The sequence below is a fragment of the Flavobacterium sp. LS1R10 genome, assembly GCF_003968825.1.
GTDB lineage: Bacteria > Bacteroidota > Bacteroidia > Flavobacteriales > Flavobacteriaceae > Flavobacterium.
This window is the reverse complement of record NZ_RYDH01000005.1, coordinates 91,034-107,876: the sequence shown is the minus strand read 5'-3', so window position 1 is coordinate 107,876 and position 16,843 is coordinate 91,034. Positions and strand designations below refer to the sequence as shown.

Sequence of the window (16,843 nt, the reverse complement as noted above, 5' to 3'; positions counted from 1 at the left end):
TGCAACGATCAAACAGCAAATATAAAAGAATTATTCTTTACCATAGTCAATTTTCAAGTTCTTATCTTTGCGCAAAATAATTTTATGACAAATGAATTAATAACTCATGACTCATAATTCATAATTCAACAAAAATGTCAAGAGACACACAACTTAAAGAACGCTGGGAACAGCTTGTAAATATACTTTCCAATCAATTTTCTCAAGGGGAAGATTTAGATTTAGACGCTATTATTTATCTAATTGGCGTACAAGAACTCGGGAAAGTACATAACGAATACAAGAAAGACGAAAAACTAAACCTAATGCATATCGCGATTTGCAGGTTATTAGAGCCTTATGGATTCTATGAATTTGAATTTTTTGACGAGGAAGGTTGGCCACATTACAAAGTAAAAGAGGAATTACCACCGCTAAAAGCTGGAGAACAATCCGTTTTAATGAAAGAAGCCATTGTGAATTATTTCCTGGAGAAGGAACTTATTGATTGATATTATTTATTGTACGGGCCAGTCGTGACTTGTCCCTATCAACAAAAATCACTAAATTTGCATAATTAATTATTGGAATGAAAATGATAGATAAGATAAAAGAATATATTGGCGAAGCAAATGCTTTTTCAACGCAAAACGCAGCAGAACTAGAAACGTTCCGAATCAAATTCTTAGGAAGCAAAGGGCTTTTAAAAGACCTTTTTGCGGAATTCAAAAATGTGCCTAACGATCAAAAAAAGGAATTCGGACAAGTAATCAACCTGCTCAAAACATCTGCCGAAGACAAAGTAAAAACCCTTCAGGAAGCTTTAGAAAACAAAGAAGAAACCAAAGGCTTTTACGGGGATCTCACGCGTTCGGCTGAACCAATAACTATCGGTTCCCGCCATCCTATTTCATTGGTGAAGAACCAAATTATTGATATCTTTTCAAATATTGGTTTCAATGTTTCCGAAGGTCCTGAAATCGAAGACGACTGGCATAATTTTACCGCATTGAACCTCCCGGAATACCATCCGGCTCGCGACATGCAAGACACATTTTTCATACAAACCAACCCTGATATTTTGTTGCGCACACACACGTCTTCCGTACAGGTACGTTACATGGAAGAAAATAAACCGCCAATTCGGACCATTTCTCCGGGAAGAGTTTTTCGTAATGAAGCCGTGTCCTCTCGTTCTCACTGCATTTTTCACCAAGTGGAAGGGCTGTATATAGACAAAGATGTTTCTTTTGCCGACTTAAAACAAACCCTTTTGTATTTTACCAAAGAGATGTTCGGAAAATCAAAAATCCGTCTGCGTCCCTCCTACTTTCCTTTTACGGAGCCAAGCGCTGAGGTTGATATTTATTGGGGACTTAAAACAGAAACTGATTATAGAATAACCAAAGGAACCGGATGGTTAGAGATCATGGGCTGTGGAATGGTGGATCCAAACGTTTTGAAAAATTGCGGCATCAATCCTGAGGAATACAACGGATTTGCCTTTGGAATGGGAATCGAAAGAATTGCCATGTTGTTGTATCAAATAGGCGACATCCGTATGTTCTACGAAAATGACGTACGTTTCTTAGAACAATTCAAATCAAGTATATAAAAATTTAAGAGCACTGATTTTTGATTTTAGAAGTTTAAATCTGAAATCAAAAATCGGTAATCATCACTCAACAATCAAATGAAATCCGACATCATCACCCCCGAAGTAGAAAACGTATTCCTAGCTGCAGTCCAAGAATGGAGCGACGATTTCATGGAAAAAGTATGGTACGCCTATTTAATAAATGACAGTGACTTTTTAATCGAAAGCGTCATGGTTGTTTCTAAGGCATTTGGAACCATCAACGGTGAAATGAAAAAAACATCCCTCTTGCGCCACGCTTTTGTAGCAGTTCCGCCAGTTTCAGTAATGAAAATCGAAATGATTGAAAAAAGCGTTTTAGCACTCAACAATGAATTCATGCTGACTTTCTTTATCGGAGACAAACTATACGATAAAAAATACATTTTCAAAGCACAATCCATCTGCGAATCAGCAGTCGAAGAAGTGCCTATTTTATTTATTGATGGTATTATCGTGAGATAAATCAGCACTATTGTCGCGTTTATTTTTTTTCTTCCAATTTAAATATCCTATTACAAATATTCCGAATAAGACGAAATAAAGCGTTCGGAACAGGTTTCTTTTGGAGAAAAAAGCATCTTCAAAAGAGCGTTCGAATAAGTCAAAAACGAGCAAGCTTAGGGAAAGAATAATTCCCCAACGCATTCCGTTTTTAATCTGAAATCGCCACCTTTTACTCATAAAAATGATTTAGCGATTTTGTTGTTTAACTTTAGATTTCCAAGTAAAATAACCTAAAACAAAAATCCCTACACCGATATAAGCAGCTGCTCGAATATAAAAATTAGGCGTAGCAACCTGTACTGAAAAAGGGATTTCTTTAATGTCGAATAACACATTGAAAACTGTCATAAATACACCCCAAATTCCGCCAGTTTTAATTTGATATTTCCATCTTTCACTCATGACATGATTGTATTTTGATTATTAAATATATAGCAGAATTAATCCAGTTTGTCGGTCAGTTTCTTAAATATGGTTTTCGCATCTTTTCCTTCGTATAAAACCTCATAAACGGCATCAATAATAGGTGTTTTGGCACCATAAGCCTGATTTAGCTTATAAGCACTTTTAGTAGCGTAATATCCTTCAGCAACCATGCTCATTTCCATCATTGCTGATTTCACCGTGTAGCCTTTACCTATCATATTACCAAACATTCTGTTTCTCGAAAAAACGGAATAGCCTGTAACCAGTAAATCGCCTAAATAAGCAGAATCATTGATGTTGCGTTTCATTTTATGAACTTTCTTGATAAATTTTTTCATTTCCCTGATCCCATTACTCATCAATACGGATTGGAAATTATCTCCATAACCCAGTCCATGGGCCATTCCTGCAGCAATGGCATAAATATTCTTTAGCATCGCAGCATATTCAGTTCCTATAATATCATCTGTAATTTTAGTCTTAATGTAATTTCCAGCAAGAGTATCGGCAACAATTTTTGCCTTATCAGAATCGCCACATGCGATTGTCAGATATGATAACCGCTCCATAGCCACTTCTTCTGCGTGACAAGGACCAGAGATTACACCAATGTTATAATAAGGAATATCATATTTTACATGGAAATGTTCCCCTACAATCAAACTGGTCTCAGGAACAATCCCTTTTATAGCCGAAAAAATAATTTTATCTTTCAACGAAACAGTCAATTTTTCTAATTCACCCTCTAAAAAAGCGGAAGGAATAGCAAAGATAATGTAGTCCGCATAGGCTACTGCTTCATTAATATCATTGGTTAGCTTCAATTTTTGGGTATCAAATTCAACAGAGCTTAGGTAATTTGGATTGTGTTTGTAGGTCTTGATGTGTTCTATAGCAGCATCATTGCGCATGTACCATGAAATTTCGGTAAGATTTACGCATAACATTTTAGCTATGGCTGTTGCCCAGCTCCCACCACCAATTACTGCAAATTTTATGTTTTCAGTCATTTTTTATTGAATTTAATCAAAAGTACTTAAAAACTATGAATCAAGCCAAAAAAGCACCGCCTTAAATCTGGGATTCACAGGGGTTTTCAATAATAATATCACAATATATTAAATTAAATTTAAAACATTTGATTTTCAAACACAATATAAACACATTAATACCGTTATTCTTTTATTATAGTTACTGTTTTAACAAAAAAAACAGAATTGAATTAGTTAGTTATAATTTGAATTTTAAAAGGCGTTCCCATACAAAATGAGAACGCCTTTTTATTTAAAAATACTTCAATCGGTAATCTGATTATTTGAATTAATAACTCATTTCTACAATTGATTTCACTTTTTCTAAAGTGATATTTTCTTTTTCTCCTAATCCCAGCCAACCTCTTTCTTTGAAGCGGTTTACTATAAAATCAGCCGTTTTATCATAGTCTTTGGTGTAATCCGATAATTTAGTCTCCATTCCCATTGTATGGAAAAACTCAACTGTTTTATTGATCGCTTCGTTTGCTATTTCATCTTCGGTTCCAGTCAAATTGAAAATACGCTTTCCGTATTGTGCCAGTTTTCCTTTTTTAGTTTCAAACATCACTCGGTATAAATTTGGACCTACAACCGCCAATGTTCTAGCATGATCAATTCCGTACAAAGCGGTTAATTCATGGCCAATCATGTGTGTAGCCCAATCCGAAGGAACTCCTTTCTGGATTAATCCATTTAGAGCCATCGTACAACTCCACATAAAGTTAGAAGCCAAAGCATAATCTTTAGGATTCTCAACAACATCAGGACCAACTTGAATCAAGGTCTGTAAAATACTTTCGGCAATTCTATCTTGAAGATATCCTTCATGTGGATAGGTTAGATATTGTTCCAAAACATGGGTATAGGCATCAACAACTCCGTTTTCCAATTGTCTTTTGGGTAAAGATTCAATGACGGTTGGATCGCAAATAGAAAATTTTGGAAACAAGGCGCTACCACCAAATGATAATTTTTCCTGTGTGGATTCAATAGTAACAACTCCGCCAGAATTCATTTCACTTCCCGTTGCCGGTAAAGTTAAAACGGTTCCAAAAGGAATAATTTTAGATACATCTTTAGTCAACACTCGTTTTTGAAGAATATCAATTGGGTTTCCGTCAAAATTTACAGCAGCCGAAATGAATTTTACCCCGTCAATTACAGAACCTCCACCCACAGCAAGGATAAAATCGATATTTTGTTCTTTGATAACTGCTACTGCTTTCATCAAAGTTTCAAAATGTGGATTTGGCTCAATTCCCGAAAATTCGACGATTTCAAAACCTTTTAAAGCATTAACTACCTGTTCATGGATTCCATTTTTAAAAATACTTCCGCCTCCATAAGCCAAAAGAATTTTTGCGCCCTGTGGAACTAAAGTAGAAAGTTTTTCAATTTGTCCTTTTCCAAAAATTAAATTAGTAGGATTGTATAATTCGAAGTTTAACATGTTTTTATTTTTTTAAATTCAATTGATTTAATAATTTTTCTGCAACGAGTTTAGATGAAGCCGGGTTCTGACCTGTAATCAATAAGCCATCTTCTACTGCATACGGTTGCCAATCCCCTATTTTTGAATATTTGGCCCCGTTAGCTTGCAACGCATCCTCTAATAAAAATGGTACGACATCAGTTAAGCCTACAGCTTCCTCTTCCGTATTAGAAAATCCGGTTACTTTTTTTCCTTTTACCAAAAAATCCCCATTTACTTTTACGTTTTTTAAGACTGCTGGTGAATGACATACAAAAGCGACAGGTTTATTATTCGTATAAAAAGCTTCAATCAAAGCGCTTGAATTTTCATCCGTGGCTAAATCCCATAACGGTCCATGACCTCCTGGATAAAAAACGGCATCATAATCCGATTCTTTTACATCGGCTAATTTGTGCGTATTTTTCAGTTTTGCCAATAATTCAGTATCAGCATCAAATCGTTTAGTATCTTCAGTTGCTGCAGATGGATCTTCACTTTTTGGATCTATAGGTGGTTGTCCTCCTAACGGGGTAGCAATATCAATAACAACTCCTTTATCTACTAATTCATAATATGGCGCGGCAAGTTCTTCTGTCCAAAATCCTGTTTTTTCTCCCGTGTTACCTAGTTTATCGTGACTCGTAACAACAAATAATACTTTTTTCATACTTTTTTTATTTTGTGCAGTTGCTGTAATGCAACTTACTGTTAATGCTATAATGGCTAAGAATGCAATTTTCTTCATTTCTTATTTTGTTTCTACAAATTTAGTGCGAATATGCTATTAGTAAAAATAATTTAAATTATGTTTGTGATAAATATATTTATATCATGGTCAATCTCGAATGGTACAGAACGTTTAAATCCGTTTATAAAAACGGTAATTTTTCGTTGGCTGCCAAGGAATTATTTATCAGTCAACCCGCTGTAAGTCAACAAATATCAATGTTGGAAGCGCATGTAGGATACAAGCTTTTCAATCGAAAGTCAAAAGGTGTGGAGCCAACGGAATACGCTAAGTTACTCAATAATCTAATCATCGAGGCGTTGGACCGATTGGAAAATGTGGAGAATGGTTTTCGTGCCAAAGCGTTTGATGCGAATCGATTAATATCCATTGGCATCTCGAAACACTTGATGATCAGTTTGGGAAATGCCTTAATTTCAAAATTTGATTTTATCGATTTTAGTTTCCATGAGAACGACACACTTTTTGAATTGGTCGATTCTAAAAAACTCGATTTTGCTGTTGTTACCAAACAATATGACACGTTTGACACCATTCAGAAAAAGGTTGGCGAAATCAAACAAGTGATTGTTGGTTCCAATAACATTGATGCTTCTGAGTTAAAATCTAATATCAAAATAAAGAATTTCGCTGCAACTGAACAGTGGTTAAACGACCAAAAGTGGTTCAGCCACAATGCACAGATTCCGCATATAAAGTTGTTTTGGCTGCATGTTTTTAGTAAAAAAAGGCCCTCGATGATTCCCAATTATATCATTCCGTCCGAGTATGAAATGCTAGAAATAATTTCGAAAAATACCGGAATAGCCGTTGTTTGGGATATAAACGTAAAAAGTTTAATAGCAGAAAATAAAATCCAATTGATGTGGAACAGCAAGCAAATGCCAAGTACAGAAGTATTTGTGTTATCCGGTAAAAATGATAATTTGAGTCCTGTTTTTGAGAATATTCAATTGGAATTAAAAAGAATTCTGGCGTAATTACTTCTTATAAAAGTTATTGTGATCAATACATTCCCAAACTTTAGCGGGCAATAAAGGCTGTACATTTTTCCCTTTTTTGATATTATCCCGAATAAATGTAGATGATATTTCAACAACCGGAGCGTCAATCAGGTGGATTTTTGGGTGATTCTTGAAAGTTAGATTTTCTACTTCCAAAGAAATAGCTTCACCGGTTTGGCCCTTGGTTTCGAGTCTAGGATACACATAAATCTCGTGATGCGCCAGAATAGCTTCGTAGTTTTTCCATTTGTACAACGACCTTAGATTGTCTTCGCCCATGATTAACGAGAATTCGTAATTGGGGTATTTTTCCTGCAAGTGAACTAAGGTATTTATTGTATAATTGGGCTGTGACAATTTAAACTCAATATCCGAAGGTTTGATTTTTGGAAAATCTTCAGTAGCAAGATATACCATTTGCAACCGATGGTAATCATCAAGCAAAGTATTTTTTTTCTTCAAAGGATTGTGTGGCGTAACCACCATCCATACTTGGTCTATATTAGCATGCTCGGCCATGTGATTGGCAATGATAAGATGTCCAATATGAATGGGGTTAAACGTTCCGAAATAAAGTCCTATTTTCATAATATTTTGTTTCACGAAGATTCACAAAGTGTTTATAAAATTTTCGTATGAGCCTATTATTTCCTTTGTGCCTCTTTGTGTTATATTTTAATCCTTTACAAAATTCTTTACCAATTGATAAGCTTCTTCCAAAGCAATATTTAAATCGTAGTTTTTTATAATCACATCAAATTGTGGCGCTGTAGCCAATTCAACAGAAGCTTTAGCGATGCGCATATTGATTTTGTCATCACTTTCGGTAGAACGTTCCTTTAATCTTCTTTTTAGTTCATCTACGCTTGGTGGTTTCACGAAAACGGCTAACGTTTCTTCCGGGAATTTATGCTTGATGCGCAATCCACCAGAGACATCAATATCAAAAATTACATTTTTTCCTTTTGCCCAGATGCGCTCCACTTCACTTTTTAAAGTTCCGTAGAAATTATCGCGGTACACTTCTTCCCATTCCAAGAAGTCTTCGTTCTTGATGTGTTTTTTAAAGTCTTCGGTAGACATGAAATAATAGTCTTTTCCGTTTACTTCTTCGCCTCTTGGTTCGCGGGAAGCTGCCGAAATAGAAAACTCCAGATTCAAATCTTCTTTGCTTAATAAATGCCTAACTATGGTGGTTTTCCCAGATCCTGATGGTGCCGAAAAAACGATTAATTTTCCTCCTGTGCTCATTTTATGCTGAATTTATTTCAGTATCTATATTATAGAACGTTCAATACCTGCTCCTTTATTTTTTCCAATTCGTCTTTCATCTGAACGACTAATTTCTGCATTTGTGCGTGATTGGATTTAGAACCCATCGTGTTGATTTCACGTCCCATTTCTTGGGTAATGAAACCTAATTTTCTACCGTTGGCCTCCGTTCCGTTGATGGTTTCCAAGAAATAATCCAGGTGATTCGTCAAACGTACTTTTTCTTCGGTAATGTCTAATTTCTCCAAATAATAAATCAATTCCTGCTCAAAACGGTTTTCGTCTACATTCACTTTAAGTTCAGCAATTGCAGTTTGCAAACGGTCTTTTATTGCCTGAACACGTTCTGGATCAAGCGCCAAAGCTTCGGTCATATACTGCCTAATGTTACCAATTCGCAATTGAAATTCTTTTTCAAGAGACATTCCTTCATCTCTTCTAAAGGTCAAGATGTTTTGCAAGGCTTCTTCGATAACGGTTTGAATTTGTACCCAGTCGTTATCATCGATTTCATCGCGTTCTATTTTCATGGTGTCCGGCATACGGATCGCCATTTTCATCAGTTCCGTTTCATCTGCATCAGCATACACTTCTCTTAACTGATTGATGTACCCTTTTACAATGGGCACATTTACTTTCGTAGAAGTTTGTTCGGCGGTAGTTTCGATAAAAATAGAAAAATCTACTTTGCCTCTTTCCAGCTTAAGTGCGATTTGGTTGCGTAAACCCAATTCCATTTCGCGGTACAGCGAAGGCATTCTCACATTCAAATCCAAACCTTTACTGTTTAAAGATTTCACTTCTACCGTGATTTTTTTGGTTGGTAATTGCAAAGTAGCTTTACCAAAACCCGTCATTGATTGTATCATATAATTTTCTAAAAGAGGTCAAAGATACTAAAAAAGTGGTCAGTGGTCCGTTTTTAGTAAACAGTGACTCGGCATAAGTACATATTTAGTAATCAGATTTTAATTTTTGAGTTGATATAAATAGCCCAACGAACGTTATAAAAGACAATAACCTGCAATTTAGGCGCTGAACACTAACAGCTGATTACTGCACACTCTTTTTCTGTGTCACTAAATAAACGCCGATAAATATCAAAACTGCCGAACCAATTTTTACCAAACTCAATTCGTCTTTGCCCAAGCTTATCGCAAAAATAGTGGCAAATAGCGGTTGCAAATAAATAAAAACGGCAACCGTCGTTGGTTTTAATTCTTTCATCGAAAGCAAATTAAGCAAATAGGTCAGAAATGTAGAAATGACGACAACAAATCCAATTTTCCAGCAAATATCCATGGGAACCAAAGCCCAGTCCACCGTTTGAAATTGGCTCCAGCCAAAAGGCAAAACCATAATAAATCCAAATAAATAAATCCATTTTACAAACGTAAACGCATTGTATTTATCCATTAATTTCTTGACGATAATCAGGTAAAATCCATAGGAAATAGCATTGACCAATACCAGAAAATTCCCCAATCCGGCATTTGTGGCGCTGCCAATGGATTTTCCGTACAGAATAAGAAAAGCAGTCCCTATCAGACCAAGTATGATCCCAAAAACCATTCGTTTTTGCATGCGTTCCTTCATGATAATGGCCGAAAGCGTCAACACAATCATTGGTGTGGAAACCATGATAACTGCAGCACTAATAGGCGAAGTAAGGCTTAATCCTTTGAAAAATGTAAGCATATTAAATGCTACGCCAAAGAAAGCTGCGGCAATAATTCGGGGAAAGTCATTGAAGGCAATTTTTTCCTTCGGCATAAAAAGCCAAAAGATCCAAAACAAAATCATTGAACCACCTACGCGCAACAGTATAAAACCATAGGCATCAATATACAACGGCATGACATCTTTGGCAATAGTAAACGTGACTCCGTAAATAATAGAGACAAAAGTGGCACCAATTAGTGCAAGATTTCTTTTGGACATTATGCCAAGGCTTTCATTACCTGCAACATATTTTGTTGGGTATTCCCGATATAAATCTTGTCTTTGATGATAAATACAGGGCGACTCAAAAACGTGTAATGTTCCAGAATGTATTTTTTATAATCGTCTTCGGTCAAGGATTTATTTTTTAAATCCATCGATTTGTACAGTTGTGCTTTTTTGCTAAAAAGCGCTTCATAACTTCCTGAAAGTTCGCGCATTCGTTCTAATTCGGCAACAGTAATTGGATCTTGTTTGATGTCGTGAAACTTAAAATCATGCTCTTTAGGAAGTGATTTTATGATTTTTCTGCAGGTGTCGCAAGAAGCGAGATAATATATTATGTCCATATAAATAGCAATTTCTTTGTGCAAAGAAAATTCATTTGACACGGAAAATGATTATTTTTATCAAAAAATAAAAAAATGGATCAAATATTAGACATTACTTTAACCAGCCGAAAAATAGTTTCACAGTTTTTAAAAGGATATACTTTAGCGCAACTTAACACGATTCCGGAAGGATTCAACAATAACCTGATTTGGAACATCGGTCATATAATAGTGACACAGCAAGTATTAGTGTATAAATTATCGGGTTTACCGATGATGGTTTCTGAGGAAATGGTAGAAAAATATAAAAAAGGAACTAAGCCGGAACATATTGCAACACAAGAAGAATTAGCCGAAATGAAGGATTTGTTATTTGAAACTATCAATCAAACTAAACTTGATTTTGAAAATAAAAACTTCAAAAACTTCACTGAATATCCTACATCAACAGGGTATACGCTAAAAAGTGCTCAGGATGCAATGGCTTTCAATGATTTTCATGAAGGGCTTCACATTGGGATTATGATGAGCATTAGAAAATTTATTTAATCTCTTTTGGCAAAAGAAAAATTCCCTGTTACTTGCTTTGTTTTTCATTAAGACACAGCCCTGAAAAGGAAGCACAAGCAGTTTGGTTTTTTGTACTTGAATACCAAAAAAGGATTCTTTTTTCTAAAAAAAGTAGTAATTTGTATAACTCACAGCGTATAATAATAGCAACATGCAAAGACCTTCATTTTCCATATACGATGCATCAGCTGGATCCGGAAAAACCTATGCGCTTGTCAAAGAGTACCTCAAGATTATTCTTGTTGCAAAAAAAAATGATGCCTATCGCACTATACTGGCCATTACGTTTACCAACAAAGCGGTGCACGAAATGAAAAGCCGAATTGTGGGTAGTCTTTCTGAATTTGCAAAAGACGAGCCCAGCCACAAAGCCCAGGACTTGATGCAGGATTTAGCAATAGATACAGAACTTTCGATCCTCGAAATCAAAACTAAATCACAGCAAATTATCAAGCATATTATTCATAACTACGCTGCATTTGATATTTCTACGATTGATAAATTCACCCACAAGGTAATTCGGGCCTTTGCGCATGATTTGAATTTGCCCATGACTTTTGAAGTCACCCTGGACACTGAAAATTTATTAATTGAGGCTGTAGATGCTATAATTGCTCAGGCCGGTGAAGATGAAACGTTAACAAAACTGCTCATCGATTTCACGATGGAAAAAACTGACGATGATAAATCTTGGGATATTTCCCGTGAAATTCTAGAGACAGGCCGTTTGATCCTCAATGAAAATAACAGAAACGAAATCACGCAGTTTCAGGATAAATCCATCGCTGAGTTCGTTGCAATAAAAAAGAAATTAGTAGAAGCCAGTAAAGATTTAGAAAAACAGACTGTTGTTTTTGCAACAGCGGCCTTGTTATTAATTGACACCAATGCAATTGACATAAAATCGTTCTCGGCAGGACATTTTCCCAAACATATATTGAGCATTCAAGAAGGAAAATTCAATCCAAAAAACAAAACCTTTCATGAATTTGAGGATATCAAAATCAATAAAACGGCAAAAGATCGTGCGATTATTGAAAACATAATTCCAGATTTATTGCAATTCTTAGACAAAGTTTACAAAGCTTTCGAAAAGATCCATTTCTATAAAGCCTTCCTGAAAAACATTACTCCACTTTCCTTATTAAATACGGTAAGTAATGAATTAGCCAAAATACAAAGTGAACAAAATGTACTTTCCATTTCAGAATTTAATGCCATAATCCATAGGGAAATTCAAAACCAGCCGGCGCCTTTTATATACGAACGATTGGGGGAACGCTACCGCCATTTTTTTATCGATGAATTTCAGGATACTTCGGAGATGCAATGGCAAAACCTGATTCCGCTTATTGATAATGCCCTTTCCGGACAGGATGATTATGGAGAAAAAGGAACTTTGATGATTGTGGGCGATCCCAAACAGTCTATTTACAGGTGGCGCGGCGGAAAAGCCGAACAGTTTATTGAATTGAGTAAAGATCAAAACCCGTTCAATAATCCTGATAAAAAACTTGAACATCTTGATAAAAATTACCGAAGTTATTCGCAGGTAATCGAATTTAATAATGAATTTTTTAAATTGTTGTCCGGTGAATTTGCTCATTTAGATTACAAAGAATTGTATAAAAATCACAGCCACCAAAAAACCAATGACAAAACAGGAGGTTATGTGAATATTTCTTTTATCCCAAAAGTAGAGAAAACAAATGATAATCCGGAAGCTTCTGGAGACGAAGAAGCTTTAGATAAAACTGATTTATATGTTTTGGCCACGCTGAATACGATTCAAAAAGTAATTCAAAAAGGATTTGAATACAAAGATATTGTCATTCTTACCCGGAAACGAAGTCAGGGAATTGCGATTGCGAACTATTTGACAGAGCAAAGAATACCGCTTTTATCCTCGGAAACGTTAATGATTCAAAATGCTACTGAAGTACGATTGATTATTCATTTATTAAAATACCTGAAAAACAACGCTGATTTAGAAGCTAAGGCGAATTTCCTTTACTATATAGGAACGCATATTCAGGACAGATCACCTGTTGCTGATTTCATTGCCAAAGGAATGGCATTGTTTCAGGAAACGGATTTCGAAAATTGGCTGGTGAGTTTTAATATTTCATTGTCGTTTCAAGACATTAGAAAAAAATCATTGTATGAAGCGGTGGAGGTTATTATTGCAAAGTTCCTCTCCCCGTCCCTCTCCAAAGAAAAGGATGACGAAGTGGTTAATCGTAAGGATAAATTCCATCTTATTGAATCAATACATGCTGAGAAAATTCTTTGGATGGAGTTTAAATCTAGATCATTTGAAGATTATAAATTCAGGCAACACCATTTGATAGCTGATTTTATTGTCCATTTTGTTTGTTTATCGAAAAAACTGGTTGTTGAAGTGGATGAGGATTATCATTTTACCGAAGAGCAGGTTCAGTTAGATAATAATAGAACAATTACCCTAAATAAATTAGGGTATAAAGTCATTCGATTTACCAATGAACAGGTTATAAAGAATATTTCGGAAGTTTTAAAACGAATAAAAGAAGAATTAATCCAACGAGAAGAAATTCAAGACTCCAACTTATCGGTGTCGGCTCCTGCCCCTTCGGGGAAGGTTAGGGAGGGGAATGCCTACGTCCAATATTTTTTAGACATAGTTCTGGAACGTGACATTCGCAACCAAGCAGGAATTTCTGACTTTTTAAATTTCTGGGATAAAAACGCACAAAAATTTAGTATTCCCTCACCAGAAGGAAATAATGCCGTTCGGATTATGACAATTCATAAATCAAAAGGATTGGAGTTTCCGGTAGTCATTATGCCATTTGCAGAGGAAGATTACAACAGGAAACCAAAAGATAAATTGTGGCTCAATGCTGAAGGAGGAATTTTTGGCCTGTCAAAAGTATTAATTGATAACAATAGCGCCGTAGAAGGATTTGGAGAGGAAGCGGCTGAGATTTACAATCAAAAGAAACAGGAAGAATTATTAGACAATATCAATGTGCTTTATGTGGCTTTGACCAGAGCGGAGGAACAGTTGTATGTGATTTCAAATATGAATTTATCCAGTAAAGGGGAAGTTCCAAAAAATAATATGTGTGCTTTTTTTATTAATTATTTAGAGAGCAAAGGGGAATTTGATACCGATAAATTGGAATATGACTTTGGGGATATTGCTAAATTATCAAAAGAAAAAAAACACATTGATACCTCCAAAACAATTCCGTTAGTTTTGGAAATTTTGAATCCAAAAAACATCAAAATTGCACAAAGAGAAGCATTGATGTGGGGAACACAACAACAGGAAGCCATTGCCTATGGAAACGTAATTCATGAGATTTTATCTTTTGTGAAAACGAAAAACGATATAGATTTAGCTATAACAAAAGCGATTGAAAACGGACTCATCGTTTTTAAACAAAAGGAAGCCGTTTACAGTACCATACAGGAAATTGTCACTCATACAGAGCTAACCGATTATTTTTCGGAAGGAAATGAGGTACTGAATGAACAAACAATTATTCAAAAGGAAGGAAAGACTATAATACCGGACCGAATGGTTTTGACAAAAAATAAAGAAGTGTTGCTGCTGGATTATAAAACAGGAACACATAATGTAAAACACCAACAGCAATTAGAAAATTATCAAACAGCAATTGAGTTAATGGGTTATAAAGTGACAAAAAAAGCACTTATTTACATCGGAAAAGAAATCGATGTAGTAAATTTGTAGCCTAAAAAATGAATTATTCGCAAAATTGAATTTTAAAAACCTAAAAAATGTACGGAAAAATTAAAGACTATTTACAGTCAGAATTACAAACAATAGAAGACAATGGAATCTTCAAATCAGAGCGCATTATCACCTCACCACAAGATGCAGAAATAACGATTTCGACAGGAGAAACGGTTTTAAATTTTTGTGCCAATAATTATCTTGGCTTGTCATCCCATCCAGAAGTTATTCAGGCTGCAAAAGACGCTCTTGATACGCATGGTTTTGGAATGTCATCGGTGCGTTTTATTTGTGGGACACAAGACATTCATAAAACTTTGGAAAAAAAGATTTCTGAGTTTTATGGCACAGAAGATACCATTCTTTATGCGGCCGCTTTTGATGCAAACGGAGGTGTTTTTGAACCCTTATTAGGAGATCAGGATTGTATTATTTCGGATAGTTTAAATCATGCCTCTATTATAGATGGTGTTCGTTTGTGTAAAGCGACGCGATATCGCTATGAAAATAGCAATATGGGAGACCTGGAAAAGCAACTGATTAAGGCTACAGAAGCCGGTACCCGTTTCAAATTAATTGTTACGGATGGTGTTTTCTCCATGGATGGCGTTGTAGCTCCGTTGGATAAAATTTGTGATTTGGCCGATAAATATGACGCAATGGTTATGGTTGATGAATGCCATGCTGCTGGATTTATTGGTGCTACCGGAAAAGGGACACTTGAATTAAAAGGAGTCATGGGAAGAGTAGATATTATTACGGGAACCTTAGGAAAAGCACTTGGTGGCGCCATGGGCGGGTATACGACCGCTAAAAAAGAAATTATCGAAATATTACGCCAACGTTCCAGACCGTATTTATTTTCAAATTCTTTAGCTCCAGCAATCGTTGGAGCTTCCATTAAAGTTTTTGAACTCTTAGAAAAAGATACAACACTTAGAGACAAACTAGAATGGAATACTAATTATTTTAGAGATGGGATTAAAAAAGCAGGTTTTGATATCATTGATGGGGATTCTGCAATAGTACCGGTGATGTTATATGATGCAAAATTGTCTCAAACTATGGCAAATGAATTATTAAAAAGAGGAATTTATGTAATAGGCTTCTTTTTTCCAGTAGTTCCTAAAGATAAAGCAAGAATTAGAGTACAACTTTCTGCGGCACATACAAAAGCGCATTTAGATCAGGCAATAAATGCCTTTGTAGCGGTAGGAAAAGAGTTAAATGTTATATAATTCGCACTTTTAGCCTTGTTTGTAGGTTTTTTTTAACATAATATTTTGTAGTTTAAAAATTACGTCCTATTTTTGCTTGTAATTAACTAAATTGTAATTAAAAAAATTAAGTATGAAACATCTTAACAAAATTTTAGTTGCTGCGATGATGGTGATGGGTTTAAGTTCTCACGCACAAGACAGTAACAACCCATGGGCAATCTCTTTTGGAGCAAATGCCGTAGACACTAGAACTAGTGCTGGTGGAGGAAATAATTGGCTAGACCGTCATTTTTCGCAACCTTTTGACGCGAAAACAAACTGGAACGTCCTTCCTTCTGTATCGTATTTAAGTGTCTCAAAATACGTAGGAGATAATTTCTCTTTTGGTCTTACTGGATCTGTAAACAAAATTGATAAGTTTGTAACTTTTGCTCCAGGTGCTGTAGGTCATGACTCCAGAGGATATCTTGTCACTAATCCTGGTGATTTAATGTATTATGGTGTTGATGCTACGATAAGATACAGCTTCATGAATTTAATTAAATCTAAAGTTATAGACCCATCTCTTTCTATTGGTGGTGGATATACATTCTTGGGAGACAGTAGTTTTGGAACTTTAAACCCAGGTGCTGGTTTAACTTTATGGCTTTCCGAAAATGTTGGTTTCGAACTTGCAACTAGATACAAAAAATCTTTTGGCGATGACCGATCTCTCTTTCAACACTCTGCTGGTATTATCTTCAAATTTGGTGGAAAAGATACAGATGGTGATGGAATATATGACAAAGATGATGCTTGTCCAGAAGTTGCTGGTTTAAAAGAATTCAACGGATGTCCTGATACAGATGGAGACGGAATTCAAGACAGTGAAGATGAGTGTCCAAATGAAGCTGGTCCTAAAGAATTAAAAGGATGTCCTGATACAGATGGAGACGGTGTTGCTGATAAAGATGAT

Annotated in this window: 18 protein-coding genes; 8 read left to right on the top strand and 10 right to left on the bottom strand. The window is 35.5% G+C overall.

The window, feature by feature from the left end; genetic code table 11:
- Positions 1 to 134 precede the first annotated feature (134 nt).
- The 3 genes from EKL96_RS10400 to EKL96_RS10390 all read left to right on the top strand — a co-directional run bounded on the left by EKL96_RS10400 (position 135) and on the right by EKL96_RS10390 (position 2,080).
- Complete coding sequence (locus tag EKL96_RS10400) at positions 135 to 491, top strand: hypothetical protein (protein ID WP_126461854.1); 357 nt, start codon at positions 135 to 137, stop codon at positions 489 to 491.
- An 83-nt stretch (positions 492 to 574) separates the two neighbouring features.
- On the top strand, positions 575 to 1,594 hold the full coding sequence (pheS, locus tag EKL96_RS10395; protein ID WP_126461851.1) for a phenylalanine--tRNA ligase subunit alpha: 1,020 nt from the start codon (positions 575 to 577) through the stop codon (positions 1,592 to 1,594).
- Between the two features lie 78 nt (positions 1,595 to 1,672).
- The gene (locus tag EKL96_RS10390; RefSeq protein WP_126461849.1) at positions 1,673 to 2,080 is read left to right on the top strand and encodes a hypothetical protein; all 408 of its coding nucleotides are present in this window, start codon (positions 1,673 to 1,675) and stop codon (positions 2,078 to 2,080) included.
- Here EKL96_RS10390 and EKL96_RS10385 read toward each other — a convergent pair.
- From EKL96_RS10385 to EKL96_RS10365, 5 genes are all read right to left on the bottom strand, one after another.
- Entirely contained in the window at positions 2,051 to 2,299 is a 249-nt protein-coding gene (locus EKL96_RS10385) for a hypothetical protein (RefSeq protein WP_126461846.1), read from the bottom strand. The genes EKL96_RS10390 and EKL96_RS10385 overlap by 30 nt on opposite strands.
- 9 nt (positions 2,300 to 2,308) lie before the next feature.
- Positions 2,309 to 2,524, bottom strand: coding sequence for a hypothetical protein (locus tag EKL96_RS10380; protein WP_126461843.1), 216 nt, complete (start codon positions 2,522 to 2,524; stop codon positions 2,309 to 2,311).
- Positions 2,525 to 2,562: 38 nt separating this feature from the next.
- Positions 2,563 to 3,558 carry an NAD(P)H-dependent glycerol-3-phosphate dehydrogenase gene (locus EKL96_RS10375; protein WP_126461840.1) on the bottom strand — a complete coding sequence of 332 codons (996 nt, stop codon included), beginning with the start codon at positions 3,556 to 3,558 and terminating at the stop codon, positions 2,563 to 2,565.
- A 310-nt stretch (positions 3,559 to 3,868) separates the two neighbouring features.
- On the bottom strand, positions 3,869 to 5,032 hold the full coding sequence (locus EKL96_RS10370; RefSeq protein ID WP_126461837.1) for an iron-containing alcohol dehydrogenase: 1,164 nt from the start codon (positions 5,030 to 5,032) through the stop codon (positions 3,869 to 3,871).
- A 4-nt stretch (positions 5,033 to 5,036) separates the two neighbouring features.
- Entirely contained in the window at positions 5,037 to 5,801 is a 765-nt protein-coding gene (locus EKL96_RS10365) for a type 1 glutamine amidotransferase domain-containing protein (RefSeq protein WP_199739606.1), read from the bottom strand.
- Positions 5,802 to 5,887: 86 nt separating this feature from the next.
- On the opposite strand from EKL96_RS10365, the gene EKL96_RS10360 reads away from it, so the two are divergent.
- On the top strand, positions 5,888 to 6,784 hold the full coding sequence (locus EKL96_RS10360; RefSeq protein WP_126461834.1) for a LysR family transcriptional regulator: 897 nt from the start codon (positions 5,888 to 5,890) through the stop codon (positions 6,782 to 6,784).
- On the opposite strand, the gene nadD is transcribed toward EKL96_RS10360, so the two are convergent.
- The 5 genes from nadD to EKL96_RS10335 form a co-directional block, all read right to left on the bottom strand.
- A complete protein-coding gene (gene nadD / locus EKL96_RS10355; protein ID WP_126461831.1) occupies positions 6,785 to 7,396 on the bottom strand; it encodes a nicotinate (nicotinamide) nucleotide adenylyltransferase in 612 nt (203 codons plus the stop codon).
- 87 nt (positions 7,397 to 7,483) lie between these two features.
- Positions 7,484 to 8,059 carry a guanylate kinase gene (gene gmk, locus EKL96_RS10350; protein WP_126461828.1) on the bottom strand — a complete coding sequence of 192 codons (576 nt, stop codon included), beginning with the start codon at positions 8,057 to 8,059 and terminating at the stop codon, positions 7,484 to 7,486.
- Between the two features lie 29 nt (positions 8,060 to 8,088).
- Positions 8,089 to 8,949 carry a YicC/YloC family endoribonuclease gene (locus EKL96_RS10345; protein WP_126461825.1) on the bottom strand — a complete coding sequence of 287 codons (861 nt, stop codon included), beginning with the start codon at positions 8,947 to 8,949 and terminating at the stop codon, positions 8,089 to 8,091.
- Positions 8,950 to 9,133: 184 nt separating this feature from the next.
- The gene (locus EKL96_RS10340) at positions 9,134 to 10,021 is read right to left on the bottom strand and encodes a DMT family transporter (protein WP_126461822.1); all 888 of its coding nucleotides are present in this window, start codon (positions 10,019 to 10,021) and stop codon (positions 9,134 to 9,136) included.
- The gene (locus EKL96_RS10335; protein WP_126452753.1) at positions 10,021 to 10,371 is read right to left on the bottom strand and encodes an arsenate reductase family protein; all 351 of its coding nucleotides are present in this window, start codon (positions 10,369 to 10,371) and stop codon (positions 10,021 to 10,023) included. The genes EKL96_RS10340 and EKL96_RS10335 overlap by 1 nt, the downstream gene beginning before the upstream one ends.
- A gap of 75 nt (positions 10,372 to 10,446) precedes the next feature.
- Here EKL96_RS10335 and EKL96_RS10330 point away from each other — a divergent pair, with 75 nt between their 5' ends.
- From EKL96_RS10330 to EKL96_RS14465, 4 genes are all read left to right on the top strand, one after another.
- Positions 10,447 to 10,902: a DinB family protein gene (locus EKL96_RS10330; protein ID WP_126461819.1), complete on the top strand. Its 456-nt coding sequence runs from the start codon at positions 10,447 to 10,449 to the stop codon at positions 10,900 to 10,902.
- Between the two features lie 172 nt (positions 10,903 to 11,074).
- Complete coding sequence (locus tag EKL96_RS10325; RefSeq protein ID WP_126461816.1) at positions 11,075 to 14,665, top strand: UvrD-helicase domain-containing protein; 3,591 nt, start codon at positions 11,075 to 11,077, stop codon at positions 14,663 to 14,665.
- 47 nt (positions 14,666 to 14,712) lie between these two features.
- On the top strand, positions 14,713 to 15,906 hold the full coding sequence (gene kbl / locus EKL96_RS10320; protein WP_126461813.1) for a glycine C-acetyltransferase: 1,194 nt from the start codon (positions 14,713 to 14,715) through the stop codon (positions 15,904 to 15,906).
- Positions 15,907 to 16,018: 112 nt separating this feature from the next.
- A partial coding sequence (locus EKL96_RS14465) for a thrombospondin type 3 repeat-containing protein (protein WP_233579293.1) occupies positions 16,019 to 16,843 on the top strand: 825 nt, incomplete at its 3' end.

Excerpts from the sequence above, each read along its gene's own strand:
- EKL96_RS10400 (WP_126461854.1), top strand. The coding sequence starts at position 135 with ATGTCAAGAGACACACAACTTAAAGAACGCTGGGAACAGCTTGTAAAT.
- EKL96_RS10370 (WP_126461837.1), bottom strand. The coding sequence starts at position 5,032 with ATGTTAAACTTCGAATTATACAATCCTACTAATTTAATTTTTGGAAAA.
- EKL96_RS10385 (WP_126461846.1), bottom strand. The coding sequence starts at position 2,299 with ATGAGTAAAAGGTGGCGATTTCAGATTAAAAACGGAATGCGTTGGGGA.
- EKL96_RS10360 (WP_126461834.1), top strand. The coding sequence starts at position 5,888 with ATGGTCAATCTCGAATGGTACAGAACGTTTAAATCCGTTTATAAAAAC.
- EKL96_RS10390 (WP_126461849.1), top strand. The coding sequence starts at position 1,673 with ATGAAATCCGACATCATCACCCCCGAAGTAGAAAACGTATTCCTAGCT.
- EKL96_RS10365 (WP_199739606.1), bottom strand. The coding sequence starts at position 5,801 with ATGAAGAAAATTGCATTCTTAGCCATTATAGCATTAACAGTAAGTTGC.
- EKL96_RS10380 (WP_126461843.1), bottom strand. The coding sequence starts at position 2,524 with ATGAGTGAAAGATGGAAATATCAAATTAAAACTGGCGGAATTTGGGGT.
- EKL96_RS10345 (WP_126461825.1), bottom strand. The coding sequence starts at position 8,949 with ATGATACAATCAATGACGGGTTTTGGTAAAGCTACTTTGCAATTACCA.
- pheS (WP_126461851.1), top strand. The coding sequence starts at position 575 with ATGATAGATAAGATAAAAGAATATATTGGCGAAGCAAATGCTTTTTCA.
- EKL96_RS10330 (WP_126461819.1), top strand. The coding sequence starts at position 10,447 with ATGGATCAAATATTAGACATTACTTTAACCAGCCGAAAAATAGTTTCA.
- EKL96_RS10340 (WP_126461822.1), bottom strand. The coding sequence starts at position 10,021 with ATGTCCAAAAGAAATCTTGCACTAATTGGTGCCACTTTTGTCTCTATT.
- gmk (WP_126461828.1), bottom strand. The coding sequence starts at position 8,059 with ATGAGCACAGGAGGAAAATTAATCGTTTTTTCGGCACCATCAGGATCT.
- EKL96_RS10375 (WP_126461840.1), bottom strand. The coding sequence starts at position 3,558 with ATGACTGAAAACATAAAATTTGCAGTAATTGGTGGTGGGAGCTGGGCA.
- nadD (WP_126461831.1), bottom strand. The coding sequence starts at position 7,396 with ATGAAAATAGGACTTTATTTCGGAACGTTTAACCCCATTCATATTGGA.
- kbl (WP_126461813.1), top strand. The coding sequence starts at position 14,713 with ATGTACGGAAAAATTAAAGACTATTTACAGTCAGAATTACAAACAATA.
- EKL96_RS10325 (WP_126461816.1), top strand. The coding sequence starts at position 11,075 with ATGCAAAGACCTTCATTTTCCATATACGATGCATCAGCTGGATCCGGA.
- EKL96_RS10335 (WP_126452753.1), bottom strand. The coding sequence starts at position 10,371 with ATGGACATAATATATTATCTCGCTTCTTGCGACACCTGCAGAAAAATC.